Source organism: Herbaspirillum sp. GCM10030257, from assembly GCF_042666555.1.
Lineage (GTDB): Bacteria > Pseudomonadota > Gammaproteobacteria > Burkholderiales > Burkholderiaceae_D > Noviherbaspirillum.
The window spans coordinates 254849-271432 of the sequence record NZ_JBHTDH010000008.1; the positions used below are offsets into that span (position 1 = coordinate 254849).

Genomic DNA, 16584 nt, shown 5'->3' on the forward strand with positions numbered 1-16584 from the left:
CATCAAAACGGTTATTGTAAGGCGCGTAGTGGTATGGCACGTATTGATGCCCGTCGCAATCTCAACTACCTTTCTTCGACAGATAAATACCCCATAACAGCAACGCGCCGCCGACCATTTGCAAGGGACCGATTGCTTCCTGGAAGATCAGCCAGGCGGCGACCGCGGCGGTCAGCGGCTGGATCAGCAGACTGACCGAGGACAGCGAAGCCGGCAGATGCGCAAATGCATAAGCGATCACGGTTTGTCCGCCGATCTGCGCAACCACTGCCAACGCCAGCAAGGGCCACCAGCCAGCCAGCTGCGCGGGCATGAAGGCGCCTGGCGACATCAGGGCGAACGGCAGCAATGCCAGCCCGGTGATGGTGGTGCTCCAGGCCATCAGGCGGGCAGTCGAATATTCGCTGCGCGCGTCCTTCACAACCAGTTGATAGGCAGCGTAGAAGATCGCGCTCGACAGACCGAGTCCGTCGCCGAGCAACTTGTTACCGCCCTCCCCGTTTCCCGCTGCATTTGGACCGACCAGCATCACGGCGCCCACCAGTGCGATGGTCATGCCGACGATGAAGATGCGGGCAAAGCGCACGCGATGCGCAATCCACATCCACAGGGCGATGAAGATGGGTGCAAAATTGGATAACAATGTGGCATTGGCGACCGTGGTGTAATGCAGCGACAGGTGCCAGATCCCCATGTCGGCGGCAAAATAAATACCAGCCAGCAGCAGCGAACGCGCAAAGTCGGTGCGCTTGTTCAGCGCCCTGTCCTGCTTGCTGACCGCGAATGCCCAAGCCCACAACAGCGGCGCTGCCAATGCCATGCGCCAGAATGCGGACGCGACGGGATTGACGTCGGACAGACGCATGAAAATGCCGGCGAAGCCAATCGCCATACCGCCCAGCAAGAGGGCAATGAATGCAACGGTGGGGAACTTGTGTTGGGATGGCGTCATGGGTCGATGGGTTGGAAGCGCGCAACGACACGCGACATTGCGTGCGAACGCTGCCTCGCTCTTTACAATGCAGCGAGTATAGAAGGCTGAGAGTGTAATGAGATTCGGATTTTTCCGCTTGCGCCCGAACGACCGGCAAGAGCAAGGCGGAAACGCCGGGGCGAACGAGAGAAAATTCGGCGCAGCAGCGATGCGCTTGTTGCCGTGCTGCGCCGAATTTTTATCAGCCCAGCAAGATGGCGAGTTGGGCTGGAACGTTATCGGTCGGTGACTGCTTGAATCTGCTCTTGGCAAAGCGATGCCAGCGGCCGACCACCAGGCTGGTGATCATGCCGGCGCGCGTGACTGCTTCCGCTTCGCTGGCCTGGCCTTGCGTTGCCGCCAGCCGCAACGACTGGCGCAAGGCCATCTCTACACGCTCGATGAACTGGTTCATCCTCGATTGCAGACGCTCGTCTTCATTGACCAGTGCATCGCCAATCAGGACGCGCGTCATGCCCGGATTGCGCTCGGCGAAATTGAGCAGCATGCCGGCGATCGCCTGGGCTTGCGACAAACCGTTTTCTTGTTGCTCGTTGATCTGATTGATCAGGCCGAAGACCGTGGATTCGATAAACTCGATCAGGCCTTCGAACATCTGGGCCTTGCTGGCAAAGTGCCGGTAAAGCGCCGCCTCCGATACCTCCAGTTTTGCGGCGAGTGCCGCAGTGGTGACCTTTTCCCCTTTTGGATGCTCCAGCATCTCGGCGAGTGTCTGGAGAATCTGTAGCTTGCGTTCGCCCGGTTTGGTATTTGCCATGATGTTTAATAGTCGTTAGTGGCGCAATCGGTGCAGCGTTGCAGGCAGCTGTGTCACTGATTTTACTTTGACATCGACGAATGCGGGGACCTTCGTAAGACGCAGTGCAGCACGGCTGCCCGCAATCTGCTGATGATTGGGGCTGGTCGCGAGGTATTGCGTAATCCACACGGTGCGCATGCCCAGCGATTTGGCTGCGCGCAGGTTCTCCGCCGTATCCTCTACCAATATACAACGGCTCGCCGAGGTCTTTTCTTTAGCGACCAGTTTGCGCAACAACTGTTTTGAAGGTTTCGGGCGCAGCTGGCGATGCACGTGCATCGCCTCGATCGCCACATGTTTGGCGAAATGACGATGCAGCCCGAGATGTCGCATCACCTCGCGTGAATAGCGGCGCGGCGCATTCGTCAGCAGGATCTTTCGCCCTGGCAGGCGTGCCAGCAGGCGCCCCAGGCCGCGCTCGGCGCGGATCATCGATGGCAGATCGTCAAACAAATGCGCTTCATGCAAGAAGTCAGCCATCTTCACATTGTGATGCTTGACCATGCCAAGCAGAGTCGCGCCATAGCGCTTCCAGTACGCGATGCGCGCAGCGTTGACGGTATCGGCGTCGGCCAGCGTGTCGCCATCGCCAAGCACCTTTGCCATAAAGGCATTCATGTTGGCGTTAATCGCCGGGAAAATCGCGTGGGACGCGTTGTGCAGGGTGTTATCCAGGTCGAACAACCAAATCGGCTTGCGCATCTGTTAGAGTATTTTTGAAGCCCGTCGAAATAGGCTCGCAGGGAGAATCATGAAGGGCAGGATTGTTTTTTTACTAAGCATCGTCGCAGGTCTTGTGATCCGGCCCGCCTTTGCAGAGAATAATGCAGCAGCCGCGGCATCTACACAAGCGGTCGTCATGCCGGCCCCAACCTCGGTGTCGGCATTGTCCGATGCGGGCACACCGCAGCGCGGCACACTTTACCGGATTCGCCACAAAGGCAACACTACATGGCTATTCGGCACTATCCATGTCGGCAAGCCGGCTTTCTATCCGCTGGAGCGCGAGGTGACCGCAGCCTTGCATACCGCCGGCAAGCTTGTCCTTGAAATCGACATTCGCGACAACGCGCCTTTCCAGCGCGCGCTGCATGCCCATGGCACTTATGCCAATGACGACGGCATCGAACGACATCTTTCGCCTGACACGCTCGCCGTACTGCGGCAGGCGCTGGACCGGCATGGCATTCCCTTCGACAGCATCCGGCGCTTCAAACCCTGGCTGCTGGCCAACATGCTGATCGGGCTTGACCTCGAACGCCACGGTTACGATCGCAAGCACGGAATCGAAAGCTTCTTGCTATCGACCGCCGGCGAGTCCAAGGATGTGCAGGAACTGGAATCGGCCGAATACCAGATGTCGCTTTATAACGACATGACCGATACCATGCAGGAGCAATACCTGCGCGAAAACCTGATTGAACTCGCCGATGGCAATGCGTTGCGTAAGGCGCAGGCATTGATCGAGGCCTGGGCCAGCGCTGACGGTAATGCTGTCGAACAGTTCATGCGCGAGTCGGCAAGTGAAAAAACCACCTCTTCAGAATTCATGCAGCGTGTGTTGCTGGAGCGGCGCAATCCGGAAATGGCGCGCAAGATCGAAGCCTTGCTGGAAAAGGGAGAAAGCAGTTTTGTCGGCGTGGGATTGCTGCACCTGTTGGGTGACGCTGGTGTGCCGAAGCTGCTGAAGGAAAAGGGGTATGAGGTGGAGAAGCTGTACTAGCCCTCCCCCGGGAGGGGAGGGAACCTGACGGCTCATGTCAAAAGCCTGTTGAATTTACAAGCTGGGCAAATGGCATCAATGCGAACGGATCATCGTGCCGAAAGCCTGTTCGGTCAGCACTTCCAGCAGCAGCGAATGCTCGATGCGGCCGTCGATGATGTGCACAGTGTTCACACCTGACTTGGCGGCGTCAAGCGCCGACGAAATCTTCGGCAGCATGCCGCCCGAGATGGTGCCGTCGGCGAACATTTCATCGATCTCGCGCGCGGAGAGGTCGGTCAGCAGGTTGCCCTGCTTGTCCTGCACGCCGGCGATGTTGGTCATCATGATCAGCTTTTCCGCTTTCAGGATTTCGGCGATCTTGCCGGCGACGAGGTCGGCATTGATGTTGTAAGCCTGGCCATCTTCACCGAAGCCAATCGGAGAAATGATGGGAATGAAAGCATCGTCCTGCAATGCCTTGACCACCGCCGGATTGATCGCGTCGATTTCGCCGACGAAACCGATATCCAGAAACTGGCCCGGCTTTTCGCGGTCGGGCATCTTCATCTTGCGCGCACGGATCAGGCCGCCATCCTTGCCGGTCAGGCCGACTGCCTGGCCGCCGTAGTGATTGATCAGCATGACAATATCCTGCTGCACTTCGCCGCCAAGCACCCATTCCACCACTTCCATGGTTTCTTCGTCGGTGATGCGCATGCCTTGCACGAAGGTGCCCTGCTTGCCGATCTTCTTGAGTGCATTGTCGATCTGCGGACCGCCGCCATGCACCACGACCGGGTTCATGCCCACCAGTTTGAGCAGGATGACATCGCGCGCGAAACCATGCTTCAGCCGCTCTTCTGTCATCGCGTTGCCGCCGTATTTGACGACGATGGTTTTGCCGTGGAACTTGCGGATATACGGAAGCGCTTCGGCCAGGATTTCCGCCTTGATCTGCGGGGAAACCGCACTCAGATCGGCGGCAGGATCGGTAAATTCGGTCATGGTCAGTCCTGAAAATCAATTCACGCGATTTTACAGGAAAGCGCTGCCGTTTCTTGCGGTTTCCTGCCGCTTCCTTGTATTTAGGAAGGCGATCCGTTACGCTTTTGCCCAAATGACAAGCGGCTCATTATGACTCCGGAATTTCACCGCGATATTGAAAACCTGCGCCCTACCCTGGTGCGTTTTGCACTTCTGCAGCTGCGCAACCTGGCGGTCGCCGAGGACGTGGTGCAAGAGACATTGGTGGCCGTGCTGGAAAAGCCCGACCGCTTCGCCGGCCAGTCTTCCTTGCGGACCTATGTAACCGCCATCCTGAAACACAAAATCATCGATGTGCTGCGCGCGTCAAAGCGCGAAGTGCAGTTCAACACTGCAGATGGCGAGTCCGAGGCCGACGTGATCGATGCACTGTTCCGGCCGGACGGACACACGGTCGAGATGCCGCGCCAATGGGGCAGCCCGGATGCCACACTGGAACAGAAAGACTTTTTCCGCGTCATGGAAATCTGCCTGGAAAAGCTTCCACCCAAGACTGCCCGTATTTTCATGATGCGCGAATGGCTGGAACTCGATACGGAAGAAATTTGTAAGGAACTGGAGATCACCACGTCTAATGCATGGGTCATGCTGTATCGGGCGCGGGTGCAATTACGCGAATGCCTGGACCTGAACTGGTTCGGTAAACGGCCCTGAACCGGCCATGAACGCGGCCTGAGCCACAAGGAATTTTTATGTCGATCAAACCTACTTGCAGGGAAGTGCACCAGTTGACGTCCGAAAGCATGGACCGCGACTTGTCGATGGTGGAACGGGCACGCATGCATATGCATTTGCTGATCTGCACCGCTTGCCGCAACTTCACGAACCAGATGCAATTCCTGCGTCGTGCCATGCAGGAAATAGTACCGGCCGATCGGGAAGAAGATCAGGAGCGGCCTCCGCGATGAGTATCTGTAAGCGCTGCGGCGCAGAATTTTCCTGCGGCATGACAGACGTCAATGGCGAGGACCCGTGCTGGTGCACGCAGATCCAGGCACTGCCGCGTACAGCGTATGTTGGAAGCAATACCAATGAAGGCAGCCCATCCTGCTTTTGTCCGCAATGTCTGCGAGCTCTCGTTGCAATGCAGCAGAAATCGGCAACCGACGGTCAATAGACCTCCGCAACCACATTTACGCACCGCAACATTAGTTGACAGCTTGCCTGTTTACACAAAATCTTGTACAGAAAATTGCCTGTAATACACAATTAAATCTGTAGCATGGCCTTCTATGATCAGTTTGCATTAATGCAATCACAGGAGGAGACATGAAGCAACTGCAACACTTTGTAGTACTCGTCGTCGCGCTGTTATTCCTGAATGCCTGCAGCCGGCAGGTATCCGTAAAGATTGGCGTAGTCGCCCCGATGTCCGGGCCACTCGCACAGTACGGCAAAGACATTGCCAATGGTGCCCAGGTTGCCATTGATGAACTCAATGCCGAATATTTTTCCATCCGCGGCAAACGTGGAAATTTCGAACTCGTCGTCGAGGATGACAAGGCTTCGCCCGACGAAGGCAAAGCCGCTGCCCAGCGCCTGATTGATGCCGGCGTCGTCGCGGTCTTCGGTCATTTCAATTCGGGCGTGTCGATTGCGGCAGCGCCGTTGTATGCGGCTGCCGGCATTCCGCAATTGTCCGTCTCCACCAATCCGAAGTACACGCGGATGGGACTGAAAACCGCCTTCCGCATCACGGCCGACGATATCCAGCAAGGTGCAACACTGGGACGCCTGATCAGCGAAAAGCTCAGGGCCAAGTCGCTGTACATTGTCGACGACCGCACCACCTTCGGACTCGGGATCGCCGAGGAAGTCGACCGCACTGTGAAAGCGAAGAACCTCAAGGCATCACGTGAGAGCGTGGATCCGAAAGCAGCCGACTATGCGGCCCTGGCACAGAAGATCAACGATGCCCGTGCTGATGCGGTCTTCTTCGGCGGCGACGAGGCAGCCGGCGTGCCTTTGCTGAAAGCCCTGCGCAAGTCGGGTTCGACAGCAAAGTTCGTGGTCGCGGATGCGATGTGCGACGGATCGACCATCAAGGCGTCGGAAGGCAATGCCAATAGCAATTACTACTGCACGATTGCCGGCGTGCCGCCGTCCTGGCTGTCGTCCGGCATCGCCTTCATGGACCTGTACAAGGCCAAGTTCGGCGCGCCTGGCGCTTACTCGACGCTCTCCTATGATGGCGTCCATATTCTCGCGCAGGCGATGCAGCAGGCCGGCTCCGTCGAACCCAAGGAATATCTCTCGACACTGACCAAGGGCTCGTTCTCCGGCAAGATCCAGGGTTCGATCGAATTCGATGAAAAAGGCGATATCAAGGACGGCACCGTCGTGATTTACCAATCGATCGGCGGCCAATTGGTGGAGCAACGTAACCTGCTGTAATTCGCTGGCGATGCGGGTAGCTCAGCCTGTCCGCATCGCTCACATTCAGCTTTCCCGTGATGTCACGCCAGCATTTGGCTGCGCCTTCGTGCAGTCGCGGATTTCCTGCTTTACAAATCCCGCCTTGATTTTCTCCACGGCGTTCTTCGTGTCTTCATCCAGCTCATGCAATTGAAAGGCCACCATGGATGAAGTAGCGCTGCGCTGACCAATCCGTGCGGAGCGCACGCCTTTCTGGTTAAGGCTCGCCAAATGCGCACGGGCTGCTTCCTCCATGCGGAACACCCCCAGGGAAATACCCCACCGCATCGGTGAATTGTCCTGAATGATGTAAAAGTCACTGATGCCGAGGCGGCGCAGTTCACTGGCCTTCTTTTCGGCGGCTTCCCTGTCACCCTGTGGCGGGATATACACCATATGCGTTGCTACTTCCTGCACCGGGTGTTGCGACACCCGACCGCCCAATGCGAGCGATGCAATGCGGGCGCTGAACTTTTTCGCTTCATCTGCATTGAAGTTGCCGATCTCGGCACAGGCAAGCACTGCGACTTTCTTCGGCGCAGGTTCGGGGGTCGCTGCCAGGGCTGATGCTGTCACGGGTGCCGGCGTCGTTGCTGGTGTCGGCGTAGATGCGGCTACGGCCTGAACTTTCCTGGCTTCGGGCGCCGCTTCCGATACCGGCTTTGGTTCCGCCGCCGGCGTAGATTCCGGCGGCGGGAGCAGCTTGACCTTGTCAGGATTGAGCTGATTCTTCAGCCGCGCAGGCTCATGGCCGCTTGGCACCATGGTATCGAAGTAACCCTGCTGGTAGGCGAGCAAAACGCCATTGGCAAGAACCAGGGACCAGAAAATGAATTTCAGCATGATGCGTTCATCACAACGTGGTGCAGACCGATCAACACAAGATTGTCAACCCGTGCCGCGGAAAAGGAAAGATGGGGAGCGATCAAGGCCGCCGCGCCGCCCGACAGGATGCATTGCACATCGCCATGGCTGCGACGGTGGGCAGCAACCGCTCTTTCGATGGCGCCGGCCTGTGCTGCAAGGCAGCCGCTCACGATGGCGGCATCGGTGTGATCAGCAAACGGTCCGGCGATCTCCATCGCTTCGGCAACTTGCGGCAATTGCGCCGTATTGCGAGCCAGTGAACTTGCCATCAGCCCTAGTCCGGGCAAAATCATCCCGCCAAGGAAATCACCCTCCGCCGTTACCGCATCAACCGTGGTCGCCGTACCGCAGGTAGCAACAATCAATGGCGCTCCCGGAAACAGCGCATGCGCGCCGATGGCCGAGGCAAAGCGGTCACAGCCGAGCTGGGTCGGCGTGCGGTAGCGGTTATGGATACCGGCCAGCGCTGCGCTCGACGCAAACCACTCCAGTGGCACCGGTTGCATGCCGAGCACGCCCAGCAATATCTGTTCAAGGGTGTCGCGCATCGACTGCCCGGCGACATTTGAAATCAGCACGCGCACGATCTTCTGTCCACGCCAGTTGTCCGCCAGTTGCCGCACTTGCGCATGGTCCGCCATTCCGGATGCGGACCAGCGTCCAAGCGACTCCGCGCCACGCATGCCGCTTGGCACCAATGCCCATTTCACCCGTGTATTTCCCGCATCGATCAGCAGCAGCATGCTCAGGCCTCTCTTGGGCGCAACGACACATCGCCCGCCATCACCGCGACACGTCCGCCCGGCGTATCGATCAGGAAGCGCCCGATGCCATCGACGCCCGCGCCCATACCTTCATGCACAACCTGACCATTGTCAATGATGGTCACGACCTGCCCGGCATACGCGTGCAGGCTGTTCCATCGCCCGGTAAACGCAGCCAGCCCCTCATGCTCGAACTGCACCAGCGCGTCGGCCAGGCCGCTGAGCAAACCCGCCATCAGCGTGTTCTGGTCCAGCTCCGCCATCCAGGGAATACTGGCGACCGGACGACCGATATGTTCGGACATGCTCTGGTCGAGCGACATGTTGATGCCGATGCCGATCACCGCCCAGCTGGCATCATGCGGGACGCCGCCTGCGCCAGCCGACTCGATCAGGATGCCGGCGAGCTTGCGCCCGTTGTACAGCAGGTCGTTCGGCCATTTCAGCTTGACATCGATATTGAACATCGCCAAGGCTTCAGCCAGTGCGACACCGACTGCAAGCGGAAGGCCGATTAATGCATGAACGGGCAGGTTGAATTTCCAGGCGAGGGAAAAGGTCAGCGATTTGCCCTGCGCCGAGAGCCATGTGCGTCCCGCACGGCCGCGTCCCGCAGTCTGGTGTTTGGCCAGCAACAAGGTCGGTCCGGCAAGCGTTGGCAATCCGGCAAGCAGGTCGGCATTGGTGGAACCGGTTTCTTCCACAATGCGTATCCGCACCGATTGGGCGGAAGGCCGGCACAAAGCGGCGATCTGTTCTGATGATAGGGAAGCTGTCATATCGGCATTGTAACGGCATGCCGGTATGGAAAGTCTTATGTCTGCTGCTTCCAGGCAACAGTGAGTAACACCAAGCAGCACTCGGCATGATCCGATCGTCGTTTTCGGATGAGGAGCGGCAATGTGGGCTTCGGCTTTCTCCTTTACACTAACGCGATGCCAAATCAACAAGCACCTTCGCTGCAGGTCATTGAGCAAACACCGTCCAGGGTGGTTGCGACTGGCTCATGGCAGATTCATGTGCTCGCCCGCCGCCAACTGATGAGTGAACTGGTCAACAAGCTTCGCTCGGCTGCCCGTAATCCGGCGCAGGTCTGGGATCTGTCGGACATTGAGGGGCTGGACCATATTGGCGCACAACTGTTCTGGAATGCCTGGGGCAGGAAACGACCAGATACGCTGTTGCTCGCGCCGATCCATGAAGAAATATTTGCACGCATCGAGCAGGCTGGCACCCTGGTATTGCCGGCAACGCCGCGAGAGCACTGGTATTCGGTCGCCGTCATACGGCGCGGCGTGCGTAATATTGTTGGCCACGGTCTCAGTTTCATCGGGCTGATCGGCCAACTGGTGCTCGACATCGGGACGTTTATCGCGCACCCGCTGCGCGGTCCCTGGAAAGAAATTTCCTCGAATATTTTCCATATCGGCTATCAGGCGCTGGGAATTACCGCGCTGGTGGGATTTTTGATCGGCGTTGTGCTGTCCTATCTGTCGGCACAGCAATTGCACTCATTCGGCGGTGACGTTTATCTCGTCAATATCCTCGGCATGAGTGTGATCCGGGAGCTCGGGCCACTGCTCGCCGCCATCCTGGTTGCCGGACGTTCCGGTTCGGCAATCACCGCGCAGCTTGGCGTCATGCGGGTTACTGAAGAACTCGACGCCATGCTGGTGATGGGGATGCCGCATGGCTTCAGGCTGATCATGCCGCGCGTCCTGGCACTGGCGCTGTGCATGCCGCTGCTGGTGGTCTGGACCGACGCGGTGGCGCTCGCTGGCGGCATGGCGGCGGCACAGCTGGAGCTGGGCTTGTCCGCCCACTACTTCCTGCAGGAATTGCCGAACGCGGTACCGCCAGCCAATTACTGGATAGGCATCGGCAAGGGTGTTGTATTCGGCAGCCTGATTGCGCTCGTTGCCTGTCATTTCGGCTTGCGCATCAAGCCCAATACCGAAAGCCTGGGCCAGGGCACTACCTTGTCGGTCGTCACCGCGATCACCGTGGTGATTGTTGCCGATGCGGTATTTGCAATTCTTTTCAAGGGAGTGGGGTTCTATTGATGACGGCACCGGTCATACAGATCAGCCATTTGCGCACGCAGTTCGACGACTTCGTCGTGCACCAGGATCTGAATCTGGAAATCCATGCAGGTGAAATCGTGTCGCTGGTCGGCGGCTCAGGCTCCGGCAAGACGACCCTGTTGCGACAGATGCTGGGGCTTTCAACACCGACCAGTGGCACCGTGCGCGTGTTCGGAGAAGATATCAATGACTGTGGCGCCATGCGACGCCAGCAGCTGCGTAATCGCTGGGGCATGCTGTTCCAGCATGGCGCATTGTTCTCCGCACTCAACACGCTCGACAATGTAGCCCAGCCAATGCGCGAATTGCGCGCATTGCCGGAAGACCTGATCCGCGATGCCGCGTTGCTCAAGCTGAGCATGGTCGGCATCACGCCCAAGGATGCCTTGAAGATGCCGGCCGATCTGTCCGGCGGCATGATCAAGCGGGTGGCACTTGCGCGTGCGCTTGCGTTGGAACCCGAATTGCTATTTCTTGATGAACCGACGGCGGGACTGGATCCCGATCTGTCCGAAAGTTTCGTCTCGCTGATTCGCGGACTGCATCAGCAGATGCGGCTCACGGTGGTGATGGTCACGCATGACCTCGACACGCTGTTTGCGTTGTCCACACAAATTGCGGTACTGGCCGACAAACGGGTGATTGCGATGGGCCCGCCGCAGGAAGTGATCGCCTTGCCGCATCCCTTCATTCAACATTTTTTCCTCGGCGATCGCGGTCAGCGCGCGCTCGAGGTATTACGCGACAAGGAATAGGAAAGCGCTTATGGAAAACAAGTCGCATGCATTGATCGCCGGCGTGTTTACACTGGTATTGCTGGCGGCCGCCATCCTCATCGGCATTTGGTTCAACCGCGACCAGGTCCAGTGGGTGCCGTATCAGATCGCCACCAAGCTGTCGATTCCAGGCCTGAATCCCCAGGCCGATGTGCGGTACCGCGGGCTGGATGTCGGCAAGGTCAACGAAATCTATTTCGATCCCAATGTCCCCGGCCAGATCCTGGTGCAGATCAGCGTCAAGCCCGATACACCCATTACGCAATCGACGTTCGCCACACTGGGATATCAAGGCGTGACGGGTATCGCCTACGTGCAGCTCGACGACGACGGCAGCCGTCCGGTGCGCGTGCCAAGCAGCCCCGAGCAGATCGCACGGATCGAAATGCGGCCCAGTCTGTTTGACCAGCTGCAGAATCGCGGCCTGGCCATCCTGGAGCAGACCGAAGAAGTCGCCAAGCGCATTAACACCATGCTTGATCCGGCCAATCAGAAAGCGATACTCGGCGCCTTCGACAACGTCAGCAAGGCTGCGACTGCACTGGAGACCATCCCGCGCAACCTGCAGCCGACGCTCGATCGCCTGCCCGCCGTGACCGCGCAAGCGCAGCAGACACTGGCCACATTGAATTCGCTGTCGAGAGATGCCGGCAATCTCACCCGCAGCCTCAATGGATTGACCACCAGTCTGCAGGGGCCGAACGGCGCGATTGAGCGCGTTACCAATAGCGTCGAACAGGTCGGCGCGGTGGCGAACAGGATCGAATTTGAAACGCTGCCACTGGCCAATGATGCGCGCTCGTCGCTGCGTGCACTCAATCGCACGCTCGATAACCTGAGCGAACGTCCGCAAAGCGTGTTGTTCGGCTCTCCAGAGATTGAACCCGGGCCAGGTGAGTCCGGCTTCAACCCGCCGACCAACTAGGGAGAAATACGCAGATGATCAAATTTTCAATGTACGCTGCAAGGGTAGCCGTGAAATCGCTCACCCCGTTCGCGCTTGCCGCGCTATTGTCAGCCTGCGCGGCAGTCAGCCGTCCGGATTCTCCCGCGCTTTACGATCTGGGCCCATTACGGAGCACCGGCAGCGCCACGGCACCCGGGCCGGCATTGCCTGCGCTGCCGCCGATCAGTGTGGCCGAGATTGGCGTACCGAACTGGCTCGACCGGCCAACCATTTTCTACCGGCTTGAATACGCCAACGGGCAGCAGCCACGTCCATATACGCAAGCCCGCTGGACCATGCCGCCGGCGCAGCTGCTGCAACAACACCTGAAGGCGCGCATCGCCCAGGCCGGCGGCGCGGTACTCTCGCCGACCGACGGCGCCAACAATGTGCCGGTGCTGCGCATCGAAGTCGATACCTTTATCCAAAACTTTACATCACCGGAACAAAGCACGGGAAAAGTCGGGATGCGCGCTTCAGTCTTCAAGGGACGCAGTCTGCTGGCCCAACGCTCGTTCCACCGCGAAGCGCCGGCACCGAGCGCCAATGCGGACGGCGGCGTGCGCGCACTGGCAGCCGCAAGTGACGCCGTGATTGTCGACACGATGATGTGGCTGGGCACGCTCGATCTCAAATAATTCACTTGCCGCAGGCTGCGCATCTGCCGAGAATACGCAACAGGGGCATCGTCCGGTGTCCGTACCGATGTCACGAGTGCCATGTTGTCAAAAGAGGAAAACCCGTCCGCCGCGATAGATCCCGCCCTGCCTGCCAACGCCTCGACCTTTGCGCGCGTCGGCCTGCTGATGTACAGCTTTCTGATTGCCTACGCCAGCCTATACCCGTTTTCAAACTGGCATAGCATCGGACTGTCGCCATGGGATTTCCTGTTCATGCCCATGCCGCATTACTGGACCGCCTTCGACGTCGTCACCAACATCGTCGGCTATCTGCCGCTCGGCATGCTTGTCGTGTTTGCACTGTATCCGAGGATGCGTGATGGTAGCGCGGCGACTGTCGCGGTCCTGTACGGGCTGATATTCTCGGGCACGATGGAAGCGGTGCAGACCTTCCTGCCCAATCGCGTGTCATCCAACCTGGATTTTTTGACCAATACCACCGGGACTGCGTTGGGCGCCATCATCGGCGTGCTGCTGAGCGGACTCTTCCTTGAGCAGAGTCGCTTGCTGCATATCCGGCGCGAATGGCTGATTCCCGAAGCCGGCCGCGGCCTGATCGTGATCGGCTTGTGGCCACTGGCGCAGATTTATCCGCAAAGCTATCTGTTCGGCCATGGACAATTCATACCGACCTTGTCGGAATGGCTGTCGGACTGGCTGGAACATCCGGTCGACCTGCATGCCATGATGACCAGCGATTTCCACCTGACCGTACAGGAATACTGGTTGGCCGAAACACTGATCACCGCCGGCGGCATGACAGGCGCGGTGCTCATGCTGTCCTGCTTGTTGCGCAAACAGGCGCCCAAGGCGCTGTTACTGGTTGGCCTGATCGTCGCCGCGCTCACGGTGAAGCTGACTGCGAACGCCCTGCTCTTCACACCGGCCAATGCATTTGCATGGCTGACCCCGGGCGCCAAGGGCGGCATCCTGATTGCCGCAATGATGGTCGGCGGGCTGAGCTTTGCGCCGGCGATTGTGCAACGCCGGTTGGCGGCGCTCAGCCTGTTGTTGAGCCTGGTTGCAATCAACTTCGTGCCCGCCAATCCCTATTTTGTCGCCACGCTGCAAACCTGGGTACAGGGAAAGTTCCTCAATTTCAATGGCGCCGCGCACTTCCTGTCGGTGGTGTGGCCGTTGTTCGCGCTATGGATCCTGTCGCATCGCATGCATCGCCTGAAGAGGTGAGCGCTGCGGTGTATGATTGCCGCTTTCCCATTGCATCAACGAGTACCGACATGTCCGACAAGCCGTACTACGAACATCACGTGTTTTTCTGCCTGAATCACCGTGAGGAAGGACGTCCCTGCTGTGCGGACAAGGGCGCGCAGATCGCGCAGGAACATGCGAAGAAACGCATCAAGCAGCTCGGGCTGAGTGGCCAGGGCAAAGTGAGGATCAACAAGGCCGGATGCCTCGACCGCTGCGAGGAAGGCCCGGTACTGGTGGTCTATCCACAGGGAACCTGGTACACCTATGTGGACAAGGAAGACATTGATGAAATCATTGATGTCCACATCGTCGGCGGCAAGATCGTCGAACGCCTGAAGATCTGATACGCACTTCCCGTTAACGTCATAACGCAATGAACGCACAGACCCAACGTTTCTCCATCATGGGTGCAGCCGGCTCCCTGGAATGCGCACTCGACCTGCCCGAAGGGGCGCCGCGAGGATTGGCACTCGTCGCCCATCCGCATCCGCTTTACGGCGGCACGATGGACAACAAGGTGGCGCAGACGCTGGCCCGCGCATTTGTAGCCATCGGCTATGTTGCGGTACGCATGAATTTCCGCGGTGTCGGTAAATCCGAGGGCGTGCACGATGCCGGCCACGGCGAAACCGACGACATGGCGCTGCTGCTTGCCCACATGAAGCAGCAGTATCCGGACTTGCCGGTCGCGCTGGGCGGTTTCTCTTTTGGCACTTTCGTGCAATCCCAATTGCAAGTCCGACTGACGGAACAAGGTACGCCTGCCGAGCGCCTGGTACTGGTTGGCAGCGCCGCCGGCAAATGGGCCATGCCGAATGTGCCGGGCAATACCATCCTGATCCATGGTGAGCAGGATGACACTATTCCTCTCTCCGATGTGCTCGACTGGGCACGCCCACAAGACTTGCCGGTGATCGTCATTCCTGGTGCCGATCATTTTTTTCACCGCAAGTTGCAACATATAAAGAGTTTCGTGGTCGAAATGTGGCATCGGTAATTGCTCACCGGAAACGCACAGTGTAAAAGCTGTCTTAATGGCAGGGTTTCCGGTTTTCGCAATTCACGAGGCTATAATTCGTTCCTTGTTTCCTCTTGTCATCCACTGCAGTCAGGGTGGAGCTTATTCATTACGCCCATGAAAAAACTACTTGCGGCCCTGGCCGCCTTCACTTTCTCGGTGTCTGCCGCTTTCGCGCAGGCGCTGCCGCCACCCAACATTGCTGCCAAATCGTGGCTGCTGCTGGATGCCACCAGCGGTCAGGTGCTGGCGTCCCAAGATCCGACCATGCGTATTGAACCGGCATCGCTGGTCAAGATCATGACCGCCTACCTTGCCTTTTCCGCCCTCAAGGAAAAACGCCTCGACCCGGAGCAAATGGTAAATGTTTCCGTTCGTGCATGGAAAGTCGATGCCAGCAGTTCGAAAATGTTTATCGATCCCGCCACGCCGGTGAAGGTGATTGACCTGCTGTACGGACTGATCGTGCAATCCGGCAACGATGCCGCCGTGGCGCTGGCTGAAGCGGTTGCCGGTACCGAGGACGCGTTTGTGGTTCTGATGAACCGCGAAGCCGAGCGCATGGGCATGAAGAACACCCGTTTCGCCAATGCCCATGGCCTGCCGAGCCCGGAAAATTATTCGACCGCGCAAGACTTGTCCATCCTGACATCGCACATGGTCAACGACCACCCGGATTACTACAAAATCTATTCGACCAAGGAATTCACTTATAACAAGATCAAGCAGCCGAACCGCAATCGCCTGTTGTGGCTGGATCCAACCGTCGACGGCATGAAGACCGGTCATACTTCTGCTGCAGGCTACTGCTTGATTTCCACGGCTAAACGTTCGAACGGCAACAACGACCGTCGACTGATTTCTGTCGTGCTGGGCACCGTATCCGACCAGGTGCGCACGCAGGAAAGCCAGAAGCTGCTGAACTGGGGCTTCCAGAATTTCGATACCGTGAAGCTGTATGCGAAGGGTCAGCCGGTCGCCACGCCGGAAGTCTGGAAGGGTTCGCAGAACCAGGTCAAGATCGGCTTTACCCGGGATATCTACGTGACCGTGCCGAAGGGCGTCGCCGAAAAGATGAAGCCCGTGCTCGAGCGCAAGGATCCGCTGGTTGCGCCGGTTGCGCAAAACAGCAAGGTCGGCATCATGAAGATGATGGTCGACGGCAAGCCGCTGACCGAACTGCCGGTGGTCGCACTGGAACAGATCAACGAGGCCAGCATCTTCGGTCGCGCCTGGGATTCCATGCGCCTGTGGATGAAGTAACACTGCAACAAGAACAG

Annotated in this window: 20 protein-coding genes; 13 read left to right on the top strand and 7 right to left on the bottom strand. The window is 58.4% G+C overall.

Annotated elements, in window-relative coordinates:
- Positions 1 to 61: 61 nt before the first annotated feature.
- From ACFQUU_RS14985 to ACFQUU_RS14995, 3 genes are all read right to left on the bottom strand, one after another.
- Positions 62 to 952: a DMT family transporter gene (locus tag ACFQUU_RS14985; RefSeq protein WP_382248452.1), complete on the bottom strand. Its 891-nt coding sequence runs from the start codon at positions 950 to 952 to the stop codon at positions 62 to 64.
- Between the two features lie 223 nt (positions 953 to 1175).
- Positions 1176 to 1751: a nucleoid occlusion factor SlmA gene (gene slmA / locus ACFQUU_RS14990; RefSeq protein WP_382248454.1), complete on the bottom strand. Its 576-nt coding sequence runs from the start codon at positions 1749 to 1751 to the stop codon at positions 1176 to 1178.
- Between the two features lie 15 nt (positions 1752 to 1766).
- Positions 1767 to 2495, bottom strand: a complete 729-nt coding sequence (locus tag ACFQUU_RS14995) for a pyrimidine 5'-nucleotidase (protein WP_382248456.1) — start codon at positions 2493 to 2495, stop codon at positions 1767 to 1769.
- Between the two features lie 49 nt (positions 2496 to 2544).
- On the opposite strand from ACFQUU_RS14995, the gene ACFQUU_RS15000 reads away from it, so the two are divergent.
- Positions 2545 to 3516, top strand: coding sequence for a TraB/GumN family protein (locus ACFQUU_RS15000; protein ID WP_382248458.1), 972 nt, complete (start codon positions 2545 to 2547; stop codon positions 3514 to 3516).
- Between the two features lie 75 nt (positions 3517 to 3591).
- Here the strand turns inward: ACFQUU_RS15000 and argB are convergent, their stop codons facing one another.
- A complete protein-coding gene (gene argB, locus ACFQUU_RS15005; protein ID WP_382248460.1) occupies positions 3592 to 4503 on the bottom strand; it encodes an acetylglutamate kinase in 912 nt (303 codons plus the stop codon).
- Between the two features lie 129 nt (positions 4504 to 4632).
- On the opposite strand from argB, the gene ACFQUU_RS15010 reads away from it, so the two are divergent.
- The 4 genes from ACFQUU_RS15010 (at position 4633) to ACFQUU_RS15025 (ending at position 6936) form a co-directional block, all read left to right on the top strand.
- Positions 4633 to 5196: a sigma-70 family RNA polymerase sigma factor gene (locus tag ACFQUU_RS15010; protein WP_382248462.1), complete on the top strand. Its 564-nt coding sequence runs from the start codon at positions 4633 to 4635 to the stop codon at positions 5194 to 5196.
- Positions 5197 to 5234: 38 nt separating this feature from the next.
- Entirely contained in the window at positions 5235 to 5450 is a 216-nt protein-coding gene (locus ACFQUU_RS15015; protein WP_382248464.1) for a zf-HC2 domain-containing protein, read from the top strand.
- Positions 5447 to 5659, top strand: coding sequence for a cysteine-rich CWC family protein (locus ACFQUU_RS15020; protein WP_382248466.1), 213 nt, complete (start codon positions 5447 to 5449; stop codon positions 5657 to 5659). Before ACFQUU_RS15015 ends, ACFQUU_RS15020 begins: the two co-directional genes overlap by 4 nt.
- 152 nt (positions 5660 to 5811) lie before the next feature.
- A complete protein-coding gene (locus ACFQUU_RS15025) occupies positions 5812 to 6936 on the top strand; it encodes a branched-chain amino acid ABC transporter substrate-binding protein (RefSeq protein ID WP_382248468.1) in 1125 nt (374 codons plus the stop codon).
- Positions 6937 to 6981: 45 nt separating this feature from the next.
- On the opposite strand, the gene ACFQUU_RS15030 is transcribed toward ACFQUU_RS15025, so the two are convergent.
- From ACFQUU_RS15030 to ACFQUU_RS15040, 3 genes are read right to left on the bottom strand one after another with little or no spacing between them, the layout of a single operon-like run.
- The gene (locus ACFQUU_RS15030) at positions 6982 to 7800 is read right to left on the bottom strand and encodes an SPOR domain-containing protein (RefSeq protein ID WP_382248470.1); all 819 of its coding nucleotides are present in this window, start codon (positions 7798 to 7800) and stop codon (positions 6982 to 6984) included.
- Entirely contained in the window at positions 7794 to 8567 is a 774-nt protein-coding gene (locus tag ACFQUU_RS15035) for a type III pantothenate kinase (protein ID WP_382248472.1), read from the bottom strand. Before ACFQUU_RS15035 ends, ACFQUU_RS15030 begins: the two co-directional genes overlap by 7 nt.
- Before the next feature lie 2 nt (positions 8568 to 8569).
- Positions 8570 to 9367 (bottom strand): biotin--[acetyl-CoA-carboxylase] ligase, encoded by a 798-nt coding sequence (locus ACFQUU_RS15040; RefSeq protein ID WP_382248474.1) that lies wholly within the window; start codon positions 9365 to 9367, stop codon positions 8570 to 8572.
- 156 nt (positions 9368 to 9523) lie between these two features.
- Here ACFQUU_RS15040 and ACFQUU_RS15045 point away from each other — a divergent pair, with 156 nt between their 5' ends.
- The 8 genes from ACFQUU_RS15045 (at position 9524) to ACFQUU_RS15080 (ending at position 16567) form a co-directional block, all read left to right on the top strand.
- Positions 9524 to 10651 (top strand): MlaE family ABC transporter permease, encoded by a 1128-nt coding sequence (locus tag ACFQUU_RS15045; RefSeq protein ID WP_382248476.1) that lies wholly within the window; start codon positions 9524 to 9526, stop codon positions 10649 to 10651.
- On the top strand, positions 10651 to 11427 hold the full coding sequence (locus tag ACFQUU_RS15050; protein ID WP_382248478.1) for an ABC transporter ATP-binding protein: 777 nt from the start codon (positions 10651 to 10653) through the stop codon (positions 11425 to 11427). Before ACFQUU_RS15045 ends, ACFQUU_RS15050 begins: the two co-directional genes overlap by 1 nt.
- Positions 11428 to 11437: 10 nt before the next feature.
- Positions 11438 to 12373 (top strand): MlaD family protein, encoded by a 936-nt coding sequence (locus ACFQUU_RS15055; protein ID WP_382248480.1) that lies wholly within the window; start codon positions 11438 to 11440, stop codon positions 12371 to 12373.
- Positions 12374 to 12387: 14 nt separating this feature from the next.
- Positions 12388 to 13032 carry an ABC-type transport auxiliary lipoprotein family protein gene (locus ACFQUU_RS15060; RefSeq protein ID WP_382248482.1) on the top strand — a complete coding sequence of 215 codons (645 nt, stop codon included), beginning with the start codon at positions 12388 to 12390 and terminating at the stop codon, positions 13030 to 13032.
- A gap of 81 nt (positions 13033 to 13113) precedes the next feature.
- Positions 13114 to 14262: a VanZ family protein gene (locus ACFQUU_RS15065; protein ID WP_382248484.1), complete on the top strand. Its 1149-nt coding sequence runs from the start codon at positions 13114 to 13116 to the stop codon at positions 14260 to 14262.
- 50 nt (positions 14263 to 14312) lie between these two features.
- Positions 14313 to 14630 carry a ferredoxin gene (locus ACFQUU_RS15070; protein WP_382248486.1) on the top strand — a complete coding sequence of 106 codons (318 nt, stop codon included), beginning with the start codon at positions 14313 to 14315 and terminating at the stop codon, positions 14628 to 14630.
- A gap of 29 nt (positions 14631 to 14659) precedes the next feature.
- A complete protein-coding gene (locus ACFQUU_RS15075; protein WP_382248488.1) occupies positions 14660 to 15283 on the top strand; it encodes an alpha/beta hydrolase in 624 nt (207 codons plus the stop codon).
- Positions 15284 to 15421: 138 nt separating this feature from the next.
- Entirely contained in the window at positions 15422 to 16567 is a 1146-nt protein-coding gene (locus ACFQUU_RS15080; protein ID WP_382248490.1) for a D-alanyl-D-alanine carboxypeptidase family protein, read from the top strand.
- Positions 16568 to 16584 lie beyond the last annotated feature (17 nt).

What these genes read in the sequence shown, in the direction of transcription:
- ACFQUU_RS15055 (WP_382248480.1), top strand. Translation starts at nt 11,438, where the DNA reads ATGGAAAACAAGTCGCATGCATTGATCGCCGGCGTGTTTACACTGGTA.
- ACFQUU_RS15080 (WP_382248490.1), top strand. Translation starts at nt 15,422, where the DNA reads ATGAAAAAACTACTTGCGGCCCTGGCCGCCTTCACTTTCTCGGTGTCT.
- argB (WP_382248460.1), bottom strand. Translation starts at nt 4,503, where the DNA reads ATGACCGAATTTACCGATCCTGCCGCCGATCTGAGTGCGGTTTCCCCG.
- ACFQUU_RS15025 (WP_382248468.1), top strand. Translation starts at nt 5,812, where the DNA reads ATGAAGCAACTGCAACACTTTGTAGTACTCGTCGTCGCGCTGTTATTC.
- ACFQUU_RS15015 (WP_382248464.1), top strand. Translation starts at nt 5,235, where the DNA reads ATGTCGATCAAACCTACTTGCAGGGAAGTGCACCAGTTGACGTCCGAA.
- ACFQUU_RS15040 (WP_382248474.1), bottom strand. Translation starts at nt 9,367, where the DNA reads ATGACAGCTTCCCTATCATCAGAACAGATCGCCGCTTTGTGCCGGCCT.
- ACFQUU_RS15045 (WP_382248476.1), top strand. Translation starts at nt 9,524, where the DNA reads ATGCCAAATCAACAAGCACCTTCGCTGCAGGTCATTGAGCAAACACCG.
- ACFQUU_RS15070 (WP_382248486.1), top strand. Translation starts at nt 14,313, where the DNA reads ATGTCCGACAAGCCGTACTACGAACATCACGTGTTTTTCTGCCTGAAT.
- ACFQUU_RS14995 (WP_382248456.1), bottom strand. Translation starts at nt 2,495, where the DNA reads ATGCGCAAGCCGATTTGGTTGTTCGACCTGGATAACACCCTGCACAAC.
- ACFQUU_RS15050 (WP_382248478.1), top strand. Translation starts at nt 10,651, where the DNA reads ATGACGGCACCGGTCATACAGATCAGCCATTTGCGCACGCAGTTCGAC.
- ACFQUU_RS15000 (WP_382248458.1), top strand. Translation starts at nt 2,545, where the DNA reads ATGAAGGGCAGGATTGTTTTTTTACTAAGCATCGTCGCAGGTCTTGTG.
- ACFQUU_RS15030 (WP_382248470.1), bottom strand. Translation starts at nt 7,800, where the DNA reads ATGCTGAAATTCATTTTCTGGTCCCTGGTTCTTGCCAATGGCGTTTTG.
- ACFQUU_RS15065 (WP_382248484.1), top strand. Translation starts at nt 13,114, where the DNA reads ATGTTGTCAAAAGAGGAAAACCCGTCCGCCGCGATAGATCCCGCCCTG.
- ACFQUU_RS14985 (WP_382248452.1), bottom strand. Translation starts at nt 952, where the DNA reads ATGACGCCATCCCAACACAAGTTCCCCACCGTTGCATTCATTGCCCTC.
- ACFQUU_RS15010 (WP_382248462.1), top strand. Translation starts at nt 4,633, where the DNA reads ATGACTCCGGAATTTCACCGCGATATTGAAAACCTGCGCCCTACCCTG.
- ACFQUU_RS15060 (WP_382248482.1), top strand. Translation starts at nt 12,388, where the DNA reads ATGATCAAATTTTCAATGTACGCTGCAAGGGTAGCCGTGAAATCGCTC.
- ACFQUU_RS15035 (WP_382248472.1), bottom strand. Translation starts at nt 8,567, where the DNA reads ATGCTGCTGCTGATCGATGCGGGAAATACACGGGTGAAATGGGCATTG.
- ACFQUU_RS15020 (WP_382248466.1), top strand. Translation starts at nt 5,447, where the DNA reads ATGAGTATCTGTAAGCGCTGCGGCGCAGAATTTTCCTGCGGCATGACA.
- slmA (WP_382248454.1), bottom strand. Translation starts at nt 1,751, where the DNA reads ATGGCAAATACCAAACCGGGCGAACGCAAGCTACAGATTCTCCAGACA.
- ACFQUU_RS15075 (WP_382248488.1), top strand. Translation starts at nt 14,660, where the DNA reads ATGAACGCACAGACCCAACGTTTCTCCATCATGGGTGCAGCCGGCTCC.